The following is a 14,016-nucleotide window of genomic DNA, read 5'->3' as shown; positions in this document are numbered from 1 at the left end:
ATCCCCGATGAAACCAGTACATCTGATTTCACTACCGGGAAACACACCGCCTATCAAGCGAAAGCCTTACCAGACCGAGGCAGCAGCCACCTCCAGCGCGTGCAGCAGGCTTTGCGCCGAAGAGCGCGGGCCGTAAAGCCGCACCGCGCCCTGGTCCAGCTTCACGAGGTAGACGCCCAGATGCTCCATCACCGTTCGGGTGGCGTATCCCTTTGGGACGGATCGGAAATCCACGTTGCAGAGCCGCTCCAGAAGTGGCGTCAGGTCGGCGGCGGCAAGGTCGAAGGCGACCCAGGCGTCGGTCTGTTCGGTGACGCTGGCGGCATCGCCGAGGGCGGCTTTCAGGAGGCCGGCGATCAGTTCGTGGCTGGCGAAGGGGGCTTCGACGAACCACATGTCGGGGGCGGTCCAGAAGGCGCTGTAGGGCGCACCCGCCTGATACCCCGCGGCTTCCGGCAGGGGCACTCCGGCGGACTGGGCGGCCGCCGCAAGATCTGTGAACCGCCCGCGCCGCGCCGCAACCGACGCCAGGGCGAGGTCGGCGCGTTCGGTGATCCGCAGCGGACCGATCTCCACCACCGCCGGGCCGCGTGCGCCCAGCGCCGTCAATGCCTGCAAACTAGCCACGGAGACGCTCTCCTTCCGGGTCGAACATGTGGGGCGAGATGATCTCGACCTCGGTATCGAGGCCCGCGAGCAGGTTCACGATCCGCATCCGCTGGCCGATCTTCTTGTCGCCGGCTTTCAGGTAGCCAAGCGCGATGTCGCAGCCCAGATGCGGCGAATAGACCTTGGAGGTGAGCCAACCGCCGTCGTTCGCCGCCACCGGGGCCGCCCCCTTTTCAAGGAAATGGCTGCCCGCGGTCAGCTTGGCCTGCGGATCGACCGGCTTGACGCCTACGAGGCGATAGCCAGTTTCGGCGGTCATGCCTTCGCGCTGGGACAGGACCATGCCGATGGCGTCCTTCTTCTTCGACACCATCTTGCCGAGGCCCATGTTCAGCGCGGTGGACTGGCCGTTCAGCTCGCCCCCCGCGACATGGCCCTTCTCGATCCGCATCACGCCAAGGGCTTCGGTGCCGTAGACGATGGGATCGAACTCCGCCCCCTTCGCGAGCATCTCGCGCAGAAGGGCGTCGCCGTAGCGGGTGGGGACGGCGATTTCATAGGCCAGCTCGCCCGAAAAGCTGATCCGGAACAGCCGGGCGCGAAGGCCGCCGCAGACGGTGACGTTGCCCGCGCCCATGTAGGGGAAGGCGGCGTCGCTGATGTCCTGGTCGACGACCTTTTCCAGCAATTTCCGAGCATTGGGTCCGGCGACCGAGAACTGCGCCCAGGCTTCGGTGGTGGAGATGAGCTGGACGTCCATGTCGGGCCAGAGGCACTGGCGGCAGAATTCGAGATGGCGGAAGACCGTGACCGCGTTCGCCGTGGTGGTGGTCATGACGTATTCGTTGGTCCCCATCCGCGCGGTGGTGCCATCGTCGAAGACCATGCCGTCTTCACGCAGCATCAGCCCGTAGCGGCATTTGCCCACGGCGAGGCTGCTGAAGGTGTTGGCATAGACCCGGTCGAGGAAAGCGCCCGCGTCGGTGCCCTGGATGTCGATCTTGCCGAGTGTGGTGACGTCGCAGATGCCAACCGACTTGCGGGTGGCCAGTACTTCGCGGTCGACGGACTGGCGCCACTCGGTTTCCCCGGCTTTCGGGACCCATTGTGTGCGCAGCCAATTGCCGACCTCGACGAAGATCGCGCCGTGTTCCTTGGCCCAGTGGTGGCTGGGGGTGAGGCGGAAGGGCTTGAATTTCTTGCCGCGCGACCTTCCGGCGAGGGTGCCGAGCGCGACGGGTGTGTAGGGCGGGCGGTAGATCGTGGTGCCGGTCTCGGGGATCGACCGGCCCGTGAGTTCCGCCATCACGGCAAGGCCGATCACATTGCCGGTCTTGCCCTGATCGGTCGCCATGCCAAGGGTGGTGTAGCGTTTCAGGTGCTCGACCGAGGTAAAGTTCTCCTGATGCGCAAGCTTCACGTCCTTGACGGTGACGTCGTTCTGCTGGTCGATCCAGGCGCGGCCCTTGCCATGCGCGACGTGCCAGAGCGGCGTAACGCGGGTTGGGGCGTCTTCGGTCTCTGGCAGGTCGGGCGCGGCTCCGATCAGCTCCAGCGCGGCGATGGCGGCATCGCGGCCAGTGCGCAGGGCGGCATGGGTGGAGAAGGCGCCTGCGGCAGCCCCGGCGACGAGAAGACCTGGAGGACCATCCTGCCCGGGGACGAAGGCGGCGATGGCGGGATCATAGATCGGGCGCGAGCGATGATGTGAGTGGATGTTCACATTCGGGTTCCAACCGCCGGAGACGCCCAGCGCATCGACGGCGATGGTTTCCGAACGCCCGTTCGCCTGACGGACGGTGATCGACTTCAGCCCAAGCTTGCCGGAGCTGTCGATCACCTCGGCCCCGCGCAGGTGGCGGACACCGGGGATCAGGTCGCCACCTTCGCGGCTGTCGATCACGGCAACCACGTCGACGCCCTTTGCCTGAAGGTCCAGCGCGGTGCGGATGCCATCGTCGTTGTTGGTGAAGACGGCCAGCCGCTCACCCGCCTTCGCACCCCAGCGGTTCGCATAGGCGCGAAGCGCGCCCGCCAGCAGGATGCCGGGGCGGTCGTTGTTCTCGAAGGCGACGGGGCGTTCGGTGGCGCCCGCTGCAAGGATCGCCTTGCCCGCGTAAATGCGCCAGAGCACCTGCCGAGGCTTGCCTTGTGCGGGGACGGCCAGATGGTCGCTGACCCGCTCAACCGCGCCGTAGATGCCGTGGTCGAAGGCGCCGATCACCGTGGTACGGGTCATCAGGCGGACGTTCGGGAGGGTGGCCAGTTCGGCGACTGTGGCCGCCGCCCAGTCCGCGCCCGAGGTCTGACCGACCGAGAAGGTCTCGGCGTTCAGCCGCCCGCCCAGGCGGAAATCCTCATCGGCGAGTATCACCCGCTTGCCGGCGCGACCGGCAGTCAAGGCCGCCATCAGCCCGGTCGGGCCTGCCCCGATGACAAGAAGATCGCAGTGCAGGAAGCCCTTGTCGTATGCGTCCGGATCCTCCTCGCGCGTGACCGAGCCAAGGCCCGCCGCGCGGCGGATGATCGGCTCATAAAGCTTTTCCCAGAAGGACTTGGGCCACATGAAGGTCTTGTAGTAGAAGCCCGCCGCGAAGAAGGTGGAGAGCTTGTCGTTGATCCCCATCGCGTCGAAGCGCAAGGACGGCCAGCGGTTCTGGCTGTTGGCCTCCAACCCGTCATAGAGCTCGGTGACGGTCGCCCGCGTGTTCGGCTCCTGCCGCCCGCCGGTCCGCAGTTCCACCAGCGCGTTCGGTTCCTCGGACCCTGCCGAGATCGGCCCGCGCGGGCGATGATACTTGAAGCTGCGGCCCATGAGGCGCACGCCGTTCGCCAAGAGAGCCGAGGCCAGCGTGTCGCCGGGATGGCCCTGGTAGCGCACGCCGTCGAAGGTGAAGCGCAGGGTTTTGGTGCGGTCAATCTGCCCGCCTGCAATGCGGTGCGACTGGGTCATTTGCTGCGCCCTTTCGCCCGCGCCACGTCGCGCGCGAGTTCCACTTTCGTGATCTCATGCGTCACGGTGTTGCGGGTGACGACCAGCCAGGAGCGGTCGCCCTGCTCGTGATACCAAAGCTCGCGATGTTCGCCCGCGGGGTTGCTGCGCTGGTAGAGGTAGTCGTGGAACGCCTCGATGCCTGCAGTCATGCCATCGGGGCGGTCGATCAGCGAAGCATCGCCAAGATAGACGAACTCCTGCGCGTCGCGGGGGCCGAGGATCGGGTGGTGAATGATCATTCGTTTATTCCGTCAATGCAGGTTCGGCTGGGCGCCCTGGCCCTTTTCATCGATCATCAGCCCCTTGAGGAAGCGGTCGAAGCGGTAGGCCGTGGCAGTTTTGTGCGGTTCGTCCTTCGCCAGAAGATGCGCGAAGGCCCAGCCCGAGGCCGGGGTGGCCTTGAAGCCGCCGTAGCACCAGCCGCCGTTGAAGTAGAGCCCCTCGATCCCGGTCTTGTCGATGATCGGCGAGCCGTCCATCGACATGTCCATGATCCCGCCCCAGGTCCGCAATAGCCGCACCCGCCCGATGGCCGGCATCAGCGCCATGCCGCCCTCGGCCACGTCCTCGATCACCGGCAGGTTGCCGCGTTGGGCGTAGGAATTGTAGCCGTCGATGTCGCCGCCGAAGACCAAGCCGCCCTTGTCGGACTGGCTGACGTAGAAATGCCCGGCGCCGAAGGTCATCACCCCTTCGATCACCGGCTTCAGGCCTTCGGAAACAAAGGCTTGCAGGACATGGCTTTCCATCGGCAGGCGCATTCCGGCATGGGCCATCACCTTCGAGGACGACCCTGCCACCGCCACGCCGACCTTCTTCGCGCCGATGAAGCCGCGGGTGGTTTCCACGCCCCGGATACGGCCGTTCTCGATCCGCATTCCGGTGACTTCGCAGTTCTGGATCAGGTCCACCCCGCGCATGTCGGCCCCGCGGGCATAGCCCCAGGCCACCGCGTCATGCCGCACCGTGCCGCCGCGCGGTTGCATCAGCGCGCCCTTGATCGGGAAACGGGCGTTGTCGAAGTTGAGCCAGGGATACATGGCGCGAACCTCGTCCCGGCTCAGCAGCCGCGCATCGGCCCCATGCATGATCATCCCGTTGCCGCGCCGGGTGAAGGCATCGCGCTGCGCATCGGTGTGGATCAGGTTGATGATCCCGCGCTGGCTGACCATCGCGTTGTAGTTGAAGTCCTGCTCCAGCCCCTCCCAGAGCTTCAGCGAGAATTCGTAGAACGGCTCGTTGCCGTCGAGGAGGTAGTTCGAGCGGATGATCGTGGTGTTGCGGCCGACGTTGCCGCCCCCGAGATAGCCCTTTTCCAGCACGGCGATCCGGGCCTGGCCGAACTCTTTCGCCAGGTAGTAGGCGGTTGCGAGCCCGTGACCACCGCCGCCGATGATGATGTAGTCGTAGTCGGCCTGGGGGGTTGGGTCGCGCCAGACGGGCTTCCAGCCGTTGTGGCCGGTCAATGCCTCGGCGATGACCCGAAATCCGGAATAGCGCACGGCGGTCCTCCTGCTTCAGGGCCTGTTCTAGGCTTGTTGCGGCGGAGGAAGCCGTCGGTTTTCGCCATCGCTGCTGCGGTTTTCGCCACAGACGGAGCCGTGGTGGATCAGGGAGTGGCGGCGGCCTCGACTGCCTTGAAAGGCGACCATGCCGGTGGCAGCCTGGCGACCTCCTCCTGCGCCCAGGCGAAGAGGACGAGGATCGTGGTGGCGGAGAGGAGCATCTGCATGGGGTGCCTCGGGACGGTATGTTCACGTCCTGTTCTGGCTGATTCGGCTTGCTAAGCGGTTAACCATGCGTCGAGGTCGGGCTTTACAATTTGGTAGGGAATCCCCATCATTATCGTTATTCGGTAGTGACTATCTTTCAGGGTCCTCACCTTGAAAACGACCCGGCGGAGTGTCAGCTCCGCCGGGTCTCCTTCATTTCAGGGTCAGGCCCCGATCAGAAGGCGGATGACGGCGATCAAAAGCGTTGTCGCCGCGATCCACACCGTCCACTTCCGGTAGTGTTTTTCCTCCAGTTTCCTCACCCCCGTTCACCGCAAAGGGTTGCGGCTGGATCAGGGGTAGTTCGGAAGTGTTGGTAAACTGTTACTGAACGGGAGGCCTCAGGCCACCAGCGCCTCGGCCTTCTTCAGGTCGACCGATACCAGCTGGCTGACGCCCTGCTCCTGCATCGTCACGCCGAACAGGCGATCCATCCGGGCCATGGTCACGGCGTGGTGGGTGATGATCAGGAAACGGGTCTCGGTGCGCCGCGTCATCTCGTCCAACAGGTCGCAGAAGCGGGTGACGTTGGCGTCGTCAAGAGGGGCGTCCACCTCGTCCAGCACACAGATCGGCGCAGGGTTGGCCAGGAACACCCCGAAGATCAGCGCCAGTGCAGTCAGGGTCTGTTCGCCGCCTGACAGGAGGCTGAGCGTCGCGAGCTTCTTGCCGGGCGGCTGACACAGGATCTCCAGCCCCGCCTCCAGCGGATCGTCGGATTCCACCAGCACCAGCCGGGCCTCGCCGCCGCCGAAGAGGTGCGTGAAGAGGGTCGAGAAGTTGGCGTTGACCTGCTCGAAGGCGGTCAGCAGGCGCTCGCGACCCTCCTTGTTCAGCCCGGCGATCCCGGCCCGCAGTTTCTTGACCGCCTCTTCCAGGTCGGATTTTTCGCTCGCCAGAGTATCGTATTCGGTTTCCACCGCCTTCGCGTCTTCCTCGGCCCGGAGGTTGACCGCGCCCAGGGCTTCGCGCTGGCGTTTCAGGCGGCTGACGTCGTGGTCCAGCGTCTCGGCGTCGGGCATCCTGTCGGGGTCGGTGCGGAGGCTGGTCAGAAGTTCATCCGGCGTCCGGTCATCCTCTTCGGCGATGCGTTCCGCCGCCAGCGCCACACCTTCCCGGGCCGCATCCAGCCGGGCTTCGGCCCGGGCGCGGGATTCGCGCGCCTCACCGGCCAGCCGTTCCGCTTCACGCTCGGCCATCGCGGCGTCGCGCAGGGCGCCTTCGGCTTCGGCAAGCGCATCCGCCGCTGTACGACGCCGATCCTCGGCGGCTTCTATGGCCTCGACCAGTTCGTCGCGCTTTGCGGCGATCTCTTCGGGCGCCAGCATCGCCTCGGCCAGTTCTTCCTCGGTCTCGGAACGGCGCTCGGTCAGTTCCTCGGTCCGGCGCGAGGCGGTCTCCAGCCGGTGCTTCCAGCCCGACAGTTCCTTGGTGGCCTCCTGCCGCCGCCGGACGCGGGCCTCGCCTTCGCGGCGGACCTCATCCTGATGCGACCGGCGGGTCATCATGGTGATGCGTGCCGCCTCGACCGTGATCTTCGCTGCCTCCACGGCGCCCCGTGCCGCATCGAGGTCGCCCAGATCGGCCGCCGCAGCTTCGGCCTCTTTCAGCCGGGCGCGGGCGGCCATCGCCTCGTCCTCGAACCGGCCGACCGCCAGCTTCGCAGCTTCCAGCTTGCCTCCGGCGATGGAGCGGTCGGCCTCGGCCCGCGCCAGCGCCCGGTTCGCTTCGGCCAGCCGGGCATCCGCTGCGCGCCGGGCCTCGCGGGCGCGCTGGTCCGCCGTGGCAAGCTCTGCCAGCCGGGATTGCAGCGCTTCATGCGCCTGCCGTGCGCCTTCCGCCCGGGCGGCAACCTCTTCCAGATCGCGCTTCAGTTGCACCAGCCGGTTCAATTGCTGCAAGCGCAGCGCGGCGGCTGACGGGGCGTCCTCTGCCCCCGCGCGGAACCCGTCCCAGCGCCAGAGGTCGCCCTCGACCGAGACCAGCCGCTGACCGGGGCGCAGGTCCACCTGCAGCTGAAATCCTTTTTCACGCGACACCAGCCCGATCTGGGACAGGCGTCGCGCCAGCACCGCCGGGGCCTTGACCCGCGCGGTCAGCACCTCTGCCCCCGGGGGAAGCGGTTGCGGATCGTCATAGCCCGGCAGGACCGCCCAGCCTGACCGTGTATCGCCCGCAACCTCGGGTGCGCGCAGGTCGTCGGCCAGCGCCGCCCCCAGCGCCTTCTCGAAGCCCGGCTCCACCTCCAGCCGGTCAAGCAACTGATGCCCGGCCTGCGCCTCGCGTTCCACCAGACGCGCGAGGGCAGTGACTTCGGCCCGCAGTGCATTGGCCTCGCCCTCGGCGGAGGACCGCGCCGCCCGGGCCTCGGCCTCGCGGCCCTGCGTTTCGGCGCGCGCGGTCTCAGCGGCCTCCAACGCGGCTTCGGTCGCCTCGCCCTCGGCAAGGGCGGCTTCCTGCGCCTCTTCGGCGGTCTCGAAGGCCTCGCCCGCCGCATCCAGCGCTTCGGAGGCGGTTTCCACCGCCGAACGTGCAGCGCCGGCTTGTTCCTCGGCACGGTCCAGCACCGACCGGGTATCCGCCAGCATCCGTTGCGTCGACTGGTGCCGGGCCGCCAGCCGGGCGGCGTCTTCGGTCAGTTCGGACAGCGAGGTTTCGCGCTCGGCCAGAACCGCGGCGGCTTCCCGCGCGGCTTCCACGGCTTCGGCCAGCTTGTCGTCGTGCCCGTCATGGGCGCGGGCGAGCTGTTCAATCTCCCAGTCCAGCCGTTCGATCACTTCACCGGCGTCGCGGTTGAGGCCCGCCTCACGCTCCATGTCGCGCGAAAGCTGCTCGATCCGACCCTTCAGCGCGTCGATCTGGGCCAGCGCACGGGCCTCCTGATCGCCCAAGGCATCGCGCTGCAGGGCCAGCCGTTGCAGGATCGCCGCTGCAATCGCCTCTTCCTCGCGCTTTGGCGGCAGCGCATCCTCGGCCGCCTCGCGCGCCTTTCCTGCGCCACGCGATGCCGCCTCGGCCTGGCCCTGGGCGATCAGCCGTTCGCGCAAGGCCGCTTCCGCCTGCGACCGCGCCTCATCCGCTTCGCGCCAGCGCCGCCAGAGGAGCATGCCTTCCGACTTGCGCAACTCCTCGGACAGTTCGCGATAGCGCGCCGCCTGCTTGGCCTGCCGGGTCAGCACCGACAGCTGCTGCGCCAGTTGTTCCAGCACATCGTCGACCCGGGTCAGGTTCTGCTCGGTCCCCGCAAGCTTCAGTTCGGCCTCATGCCGCCGCGCGTAAAGCCCGCTGATCCCGGCGGCTTCCTCCAGCACCCGGCGGCGGGCCTTGGGCTTGGCGTTGATCAGTTCGGAAATCTGCCCCTGCCGCACCAGCGCAGGCGAATGCGAGCCGGTCGAGGCATCGGCAAACAGCATCTGCACGTCGCGCGCCCGGACATCCTTGGTGTTGAAGCGGTAGGCCGACCCGGCATCGCGGGTGATGCGGCGGACGATCTCGATCTGGTCGGCATCGTTGAAGCCGGACGGGGCCAGCCGGTCCTGGTTGTCGATCACCAGCGCGACTTCGGCGAAATGCCGGGCGCCCCGCGTGGCAGCGCCGTTGAAGATCACATCCTCCATCCCGCCGCCGCGCATGGCGCTGGGGCGGTTTTCGCCCATGACCCAGCGCAGCGCCTCCAGAAGGTTCGACTTGCCACAGCCGTTCGGCCCGACCACGCCGGTCAGCCCCTCATGGATCACCAGATCCGTGGGGTCGACAAAGCTTTTGAAGCCGTTCAGGCGCAGTTTGGTCAGGCGCAAGGGGTTGCTCACGAGTCGGGTGCGCGATGTTCCTGCCCATGGTGGAAGGAGTCAACCCGACACCCAGCATCTGGGCGGATAGACCTGGCTTATCCCCAAGATGTTGCGGGCTTGTCGGCGGCATTGCGCTGGCGCAGTCTGGCGCGATGACACCTGAGCTTGCCGCCGACCCGGCCCTCTGGCCCCCGATCCTTGCCCTGTTGCACGAGGCCTTTGCCTATATGGAGGGCCGGATCGACCCACCCTCATCCTTGCGCGACCTGACACCGGAAGCGCTGACCCGGCAGACGGAGACGGGGGAAATCTGGGTGATCGGCGCGCCGGTGGCTTGCGTCTTCCTCACCCCGAAGCCCGGGGCGCTGTATGTCGGCAAGCTGGCGGTGGCGGCGGGCCATCGCGGGCAGGGGCTGGCGCGGCGGTTGGTCGACCTGGCCGAGGAGCGGGCACGCGACCATGGCTTGCCGATGCTGGAACTGCAGACGAGGGTCGAACTGGTAGAGAACCAGACGGCATTCCGGGCAATGGGGTTTCAGGAGGTCGGGCGTACGGCACATCCGGGCTATGACCGGCCGACGTCGATCACCTACCGGCGCGCGGTTGTCTTCTGAACCAGTGCATCCAGCCGGAAGTCGGGAGGTATGCCGTCGCGACCGTCAAGAACCAGATCGGCCATCACCTCGGCCACCTTGGGGGCCATGCCGAAGCCGATCTTGAACCCGCCATTCGCCACGAAATGCCCCGCACGGCCCAGCCATGCGCCAAGAAGGGGGGCGCGGCTGGCGGCTTTGGGGCGGATACCGGCCCAGCGGGCGACGACCTCGGCCCCCGACAGGGCAGGAACGGCAGCGACCGCCTTCGCCAGCAGGGCGTCCAGTTGTGCATCGGGGCCATCTCGGTCCCATGTCGTCTCGGATGTGGAGCCGATGGCAACCGTCCCGTCGGCATGGGGCACGATATGCAAGCTGTCGACGAAAAGCTGTGGCTGGTCGCGCGCATCGAAGCGCAGGGCGAGGGCCTGCCCCTTGACGCCCGATCCAAGCGGGACATCGAAAGCCTGCGAGAGATCGTTGAGCCCGGCAATGCCGGTGGAGTGGACCACCGCACCCTCCGCCTCGGCCTCGCCAAGGACCACCTCTGCCCCGCCTTCCCGCAGCGCCGCGACAAGCGCCGCCAGTCCCATCCGCGGTGAAAGCCGGGCGGAGAGGGTGTCTTCGACCAGCCAGCCGGAGGCGGCCTGCGGCTCCCAGTCGGCGCCGGTCGCCGGGATAACCCGCCAGACCGCCCTGCCCAGCCAGAGCCTCGCCGCCTCGCCCTCGCGCCGCCGGGCGGCCTCTACCGCGCGGTCATCGGGCAGCGGCTGCAACCGGCCAAGCCGGGCATAGCCGGAGGGCAGTCTGGAGGCGGCTTCGATCCCTGCCCACCAGTCTGCGGCCATCAGCAGGCTTTCCAGCTGGAAGGCCTTCTTCGCGTTCCAGGCCTCGGGCACATGCGGCGACAGGGCGCCGACCAGCCCACCCGAGGAGCCCGCGCCCAAAGCGACCGTCTCGATCACCCGGACCTTCGCGCCCCGCCTCAGGCAGGCCCAGGCGATGGAAAGCCCGAATATCCCGCCGCCCCGGACCGTGACGTCCACACTTGCCATTCCCCTGCCCCAAGCCCATCACCTTGGGCGAAAGGACTACCGCCGATGGCCAGCCCCCACCAGCCCCCTGCCCCAGCACCCGATCTTGACTGGCGCGATGAGAGGATTCCCGTCTCGCGTCGGTTCGACGATCCGTATTTCTCGCTGGCGGGGGGCCTTGACGAGACGCGGCATGTGTTCCTGACCGGCAACGGGCTGCCGGGGCGGTTCCGCGACGGGTTCCGCATCGCCGAACTGGGCTTCGGAACCGGGCTGAACCTGCTGGCGGTGCTGTTGGCACATCGTGGGCCGGGGCACCTGCACTACACCAGCTTCGAGGCCTTCCCGATGCCCGCGCCGGACATCGCCCGGGCGCTGGAGGCGTTTCCCGAGGTTGCTGGAGTGGCGCGGTCGTTCCTGCGTCAGTGGGAGACAGGCGCGACGGTGCTGGAATTCCCCGGCCTGACCGCGACGATCCATCTGGGTGACGCAAGGGAAACGCTCCCTGTATGGCGAGGTCAAGCAGATGCCTGGTTCCTCGACGGCTTCTCCCCCGCAAAGAACCCCGAACTCTGGTCGCCTGACCTCATGACCGACGTTGCCCGGCACACCGCGTCGGGCGGAACCTTCGCCACCTATACCGCGGCGGGCCACGTCCGTCGCGCATTGGCCCAGGCGGGGTTCACCGTCAGCCGCCAGCCGGGATTCGGCCGCAAGCGGCACATGACGACTGGCACGCTCGCCTAACCCTCCGCCACCGCCTCCAGAATATCCCCCGGCTGGCACTCCAGCACCGCGCAGATCGCGGCCAGCGTGTCGAAGCGGATGCCCTTCACCTTGCCGGATTTCAACAGAGACAGGTTCTGCTCGGTGATGCCGATCCGCTCGGCCAACTCTCGCGATCGCATCTTGCGGCGGGCCAGCATCACGTCCAGACGGACGACGATCTGGGGCAGCGGGGGCATCAGACGAACCCCTCGTTCTCGGCCTTGACCGCTGCCGCCTCGCGCATGGCCCAGCCGATCACGGTCAGAAGGCCTGCGGCCAACAGGAACCCCAGGGTTCCCTGATCCAGCCCGATGGAGAGCATCCGCTGCCCGGCGCGCCAGCTGAGGATCAGGACTTGCAGCGTCGGCACCAGCACGGTGAAGGCGGCGACCATGAGGAAATTGCGACCGATGCGCAGGATGGTTTCGGCATTCCCGACGCTCAGAACCTCGCCATCGCGATAGGCAGCGAAAAGCCGCACCATCCCGCGCAGCGCCGCGACCATCGGCAGGACCGAGATCAGGGCGACCGCCGCGACCAGCCCGGCTTGCGTGGTGGTGACAGGGGTGCCCGCAGGCACCAGAGGCGCGCGGGAGAGGAGCGAGGCCGGATCGCTGACCCCTTGCCCCGCGTAGACCAGAACGATGATCGGCAGCAGGACCGACAGGACCAGCGCAACCCAGTAGAGCACGCCGGACAGCCGTTGCAGGCGCTGATGATTTTGCATGGATTGCCTCTCTTGCAGCGATAATTTATCGTATTACAATAAATTTTCGCTGTCAAAGGAGATTCGTGATGTTCCGTTCCCCAAAGGCCCTTGCCGCCAGCCTTGCCGTTGCTGCCTGCTCTGCCATCGTCCCCTCGACCGCCGCCCGGCTGGCCAGCTTCGATCCGCTGACCGCCGATCCTGCCGCCATCGAGCTTGTGGTGGTCCTGCCGCCGGGTCTTGCGGTCAGCCCGGGCAGCGCCCGGCTGGAGCTTTCCGCCGTCAGGGGCAGCGAACACCGCAATGGCAGCTTCCAGCTGGCGGATCGCGCGGTTGCGCCCGGCATTGAGGCGCCCGCAGGGGCAATCCCGCGCGGATTTGCCATTGCCGAGGCGGATATTGCCCGGATGCGTGCCTTGCAGGCGGAAATCGCCGGTTGGAAGGCCACCGGGGCGGCCAAGGGCGCGCTTGGCCTGGGGATCGGCGGCTGCGCCATCGGCGACGGACCCGCGCCGGATGCGGTCGGTTCGGTGCTGATCCGTGTGCGCAAGGACGGTCCCTACCTGCCGCTGATCGAGAGCGGGAAGCTGGCCGATCTACTTGGTGCAAAGGTTCTGGCCGCGATCAAGCCTTGCCAAGCTGCGGAATAAGGCGTACCCGCCCGCCTTCGGTTGAGATTGCCCGTCCCCGGTGCTAGGCTTGACCGCAAGGCCCGGCGCGGGGGCCCTTGTCCGCGCTTCCCTGGAGGACAAGGTCCTGTCGCATTCTGATCCCGCCACCGGCCTGCCGGTCGGTCCGCGCCCGAAAGCCCCTGACACCGCCGAAGGCGAGCATCGTTCCGAGGAGGTCCTCGCGCTGGTCCTGAAGTCGGTCGACGACGACAAGGCCGAGGACATCGTCGAGATCGACCTGCGCGGCCGGTCGGATGTGGCCGACTACATGGTGATCTGCGCAGGGAGGTCCTCGCGGCAGGTCGCGGCGATCTCGGAAAAGCTCGCCGACCGGCTGAAGCAGGAGATGCGGATTTCCGTGCGGATGGAAGGCAAGGAAACCGGCGACTGGGTGCTGATCGACGCGGGCGATGTGATTGTCCACGTCTTCCGCCCGGAAGTGCGCGAGTTCTACCAGCTGGAAAAGATGTGGCTTCCGGCGGGCACGACCCGCGCCGCCAAGGCCTGATGCGGCTGCATCTCTGCGCCGTGGGCCGCCTGCGGGCGGGGCCGGAGCGGAATCTGGTGGACGACTATCTGCAACGGCTGGACCGGACCGGGCGGCCCCTGGGCCTGGGCCCGGCGTCCGAGCATGAGGTCGAGGACAAGAAGGGCGGCGGCATGGCGGCGGAAGCGGCGCTTCTGTCCCGCGCGATCCCCGAAGGTGCCGCGCTCTGCGTGCTGGACGAACGCGGCAAGACGCTGTCCAGTCCGGAATTTGCGCAGGTTCTGGCCCAGTGGCGTGATACCGGACGGCAGGACGCCGCCTTCCTGATCGGCGGTGCAGACGGGGTGGACCCCGCGCTTCGGGCAAGGGCCGATCTGGCGATCAGCTTCGGCCGAATGGTCTGGCCGCACATGCTGGTCCGGGCGATGCTGGCCGAACAACTGTACCGGGCCGCGACGATCCTGGCGGGCTCACCCTATCACCGGGTCTAGATCAGCGCCCGTTCCGCGGCCGCGCCCAGCCGCAACAGCCGCGCTTCGCCGCCCGCCGCACCCATCAGCGTGATCCCGCAGGAGGGCTGCGAGGTCGGC

General features: G+C 67.5%; 14 protein-coding genes. 5 read left to right on the top strand and 9 right to left on the bottom strand.

Features of this window, described 5'->3' with window-relative positions:
* Nucleotides 1–66: 66 nt before the first annotated feature.
* The 6 genes from JNL31_RS04620 to smc form a co-directional block, all read right to left on the bottom strand.
* Nucleotides 67–627 carry a sarcosine oxidase subunit gamma gene (locus JNL31_RS04620; protein WP_294970565.1) on the bottom strand — a complete coding sequence of 187 codons (561 nt, stop codon included), beginning with the start codon at nucleotides 625–627 and terminating at the stop codon, nucleotides 67–69.
* Nucleotides 620–3,562, bottom strand: coding sequence for a sarcosine oxidase subunit alpha family protein (locus JNL31_RS04615; protein WP_294970564.1), 2,943 nt, complete (start codon nucleotides 3,560–3,562; stop codon nucleotides 620–622). The genes JNL31_RS04620 and JNL31_RS04615 overlap by 8 nt, the downstream gene beginning before the upstream one ends.
* Complete coding sequence (locus tag JNL31_RS04610) at nucleotides 3,559–3,843, bottom strand: sarcosine oxidase subunit delta (protein ID WP_294970562.1); 285 nt, start codon at nucleotides 3,841–3,843, stop codon at nucleotides 3,559–3,561. Before JNL31_RS04610 ends, JNL31_RS04615 begins: the two co-directional genes overlap by 4 nt.
* Nucleotides 3,844–3,855: 12 nt before the next feature.
* Nucleotides 3,856–5,106, bottom strand: a complete 1,251-nt coding sequence (locus JNL31_RS04605; RefSeq protein ID WP_294970561.1) for a sarcosine oxidase subunit beta family protein — start codon at nucleotides 5,104–5,106, stop codon at nucleotides 3,856–3,858.
* Between the two features lie 107 nt (nucleotides 5,107–5,213).
* Nucleotides 5,214–5,336, bottom strand: a complete 123-nt coding sequence (locus JNL31_RS04600; RefSeq protein WP_294970559.1) for a hypothetical protein — start codon at nucleotides 5,334–5,336, stop codon at nucleotides 5,214–5,216.
* 381 nt (nucleotides 5,337–5,717) lie between these two features.
* Nucleotides 5,718–9,173 carry a chromosome segregation protein SMC gene (gene smc / locus JNL31_RS04595; protein ID WP_294970588.1) on the bottom strand — a complete coding sequence of 1,152 codons (3,456 nt, stop codon included), beginning with the start codon at nucleotides 9,171–9,173 and terminating at the stop codon, nucleotides 5,718–5,720.
* Nucleotides 9,174–9,319: 146 nt separating this feature from the next.
* Between smc and JNL31_RS04590 the strand changes: the two genes are divergently transcribed.
* Complete coding sequence (locus JNL31_RS04590) at nucleotides 9,320–9,781, top strand: GNAT family N-acetyltransferase (RefSeq protein WP_294970558.1); 462 nt, start codon at nucleotides 9,320–9,322, stop codon at nucleotides 9,779–9,781.
* On the opposite strand, the gene JNL31_RS04585 is transcribed toward JNL31_RS04590, so the two are convergent.
* Complete coding sequence (locus JNL31_RS04585) at nucleotides 9,757–10,815, bottom strand: FAD-binding oxidoreductase (RefSeq protein WP_294970556.1); 1,059 nt, start codon at nucleotides 10,813–10,815, stop codon at nucleotides 9,757–9,759. The two genes, JNL31_RS04590 and JNL31_RS04585, sit on opposite strands and share 25 nt — an antisense overlap.
* Before the next feature lie 45 nt (nucleotides 10,816–10,860).
* On the opposite strand from JNL31_RS04585, the gene mnmD reads away from it, so the two are divergent.
* A complete protein-coding gene (gene mnmD / locus JNL31_RS04580) occupies nucleotides 10,861–11,541 on the top strand; it encodes a tRNA (5-methylaminomethyl-2-thiouridine)(34)-methyltransferase MnmD (RefSeq protein ID WP_294970554.1) in 681 nt (226 codons plus the stop codon).
* On the opposite strand, the gene JNL31_RS04575 is transcribed toward mnmD, so the two are convergent.
* Both JNL31_RS04575 and JNL31_RS04570 read right to left on the bottom strand, forming a co-directional pair.
* Complete coding sequence (locus JNL31_RS04575) at nucleotides 11,538–11,759, bottom strand: helix-turn-helix transcriptional regulator (RefSeq protein WP_294970552.1); 222 nt, start codon at nucleotides 11,757–11,759, stop codon at nucleotides 11,538–11,540. The two genes, mnmD and JNL31_RS04575, sit on opposite strands and share 4 nt — an antisense overlap.
* Nucleotides 11,759–12,289: a DUF2975 domain-containing protein gene (locus JNL31_RS04570; protein WP_294970550.1), complete on the bottom strand. Its 531-nt coding sequence runs from the start codon at nucleotides 12,287–12,289 to the stop codon at nucleotides 11,759–11,761. The genes JNL31_RS04575 and JNL31_RS04570 overlap by 1 nt, the downstream gene beginning before the upstream one ends.
* A 68-nt stretch (nucleotides 12,290–12,357) precedes the next feature.
* On the opposite strand from JNL31_RS04570, the gene JNL31_RS04565 reads away from it, so the two are divergent.
* The 3 genes from JNL31_RS04565 to rlmH are packed head-to-tail and all read left to right on the top strand — an operon-like array spanning nucleotide 12,358 to nucleotide 13,917.
* A complete protein-coding gene (locus tag JNL31_RS04565) occupies nucleotides 12,358–12,918 on the top strand; it encodes a hypothetical protein (RefSeq protein ID WP_294970548.1) in 561 nt (186 codons plus the stop codon).
* A gap of 49 nt (nucleotides 12,919–12,967) precedes the next feature.
* On the top strand, nucleotides 12,968–13,447 hold the full coding sequence (gene rsfS, locus JNL31_RS04560; RefSeq protein WP_294970546.1) for a ribosome silencing factor: 480 nt from the start codon (nucleotides 12,968–12,970) through the stop codon (nucleotides 13,445–13,447).
* The gene (rlmH, locus tag JNL31_RS04555; RefSeq protein ID WP_294970544.1) at nucleotides 13,447–13,917 is read left to right on the top strand and encodes a 23S rRNA (pseudouridine(1915)-N(3))-methyltransferase RlmH; all 471 of its coding nucleotides are present in this window, start codon (nucleotides 13,447–13,449) and stop codon (nucleotides 13,915–13,917) included. Before rsfS ends, rlmH begins: the two co-directional genes overlap by 1 nt.
* The last annotated feature ends 99 nt before the right edge of the window (nucleotides 13,918–14,016 follow it).

This window comes from Tabrizicola sp., assembly GCF_016792905.1.
Classification (GTDB): Bacteria; Pseudomonadota; Alphaproteobacteria; order Rhodobacterales; family Rhodobacteraceae; genus Tabrizicola.
Note: the sequence above shows the minus strand (reverse complement) of the source record. Positions and strands in the feature narration are given on the sequence as shown.

What these genes read in the sequence shown, in the direction of transcription:
- JNL31_RS04615 (WP_294970564.1), bottom strand. Translation starts at nt 3,562, where the DNA reads ATGACCCAGTCGCACCGCATTGCAGGCGGGCAGATTGACCGCACCAAA.
- JNL31_RS04610 (WP_294970562.1), bottom strand. Translation starts at nt 3,843, where the DNA reads ATGATCATTCACCACCCGATCCTCGGCCCCCGCGACGCGCAGGAGTTC.
- JNL31_RS04600 (WP_294970559.1), bottom strand. Translation starts at nt 5,336, where the DNA reads ATGCAGATGCTCCTCTCCGCCACCACGATCCTCGTCCTCTTCGCCTGG.
- JNL31_RS04590 (WP_294970558.1), top strand. Translation starts at nt 9,320, where the DNA reads ATGACACCTGAGCTTGCCGCCGACCCGGCCCTCTGGCCCCCGATCCTT.
- JNL31_RS04585 (WP_294970556.1), bottom strand. Translation starts at nt 10,815, where the DNA reads ATGGCAAGTGTGGACGTCACGGTCCGGGGCGGCGGGATATTCGGGCTT.
- mnmD (WP_294970554.1), top strand. Translation starts at nt 10,861, where the DNA reads ATGGCCAGCCCCCACCAGCCCCCTGCCCCAGCACCCGATCTTGACTGG.
- JNL31_RS04575 (WP_294970552.1), bottom strand. Translation starts at nt 11,759, where the DNA reads ATGCCCCCGCTGCCCCAGATCGTCGTCCGTCTGGACGTGATGCTGGCC.
- JNL31_RS04570 (WP_294970550.1), bottom strand. Translation starts at nt 12,289, where the DNA reads ATGCAAAATCATCAGCGCCTGCAACGGCTGTCCGGCGTGCTCTACTGG.
- JNL31_RS04565 (WP_294970548.1), top strand. Translation starts at nt 12,358, where the DNA reads ATGTTCCGTTCCCCAAAGGCCCTTGCCGCCAGCCTTGCCGTTGCTGCC.
- rlmH (WP_294970544.1), top strand. Translation starts at nt 13,447, where the DNA reads ATGCGGCTGCATCTCTGCGCCGTGGGCCGCCTGCGGGCGGGGCCGGAG.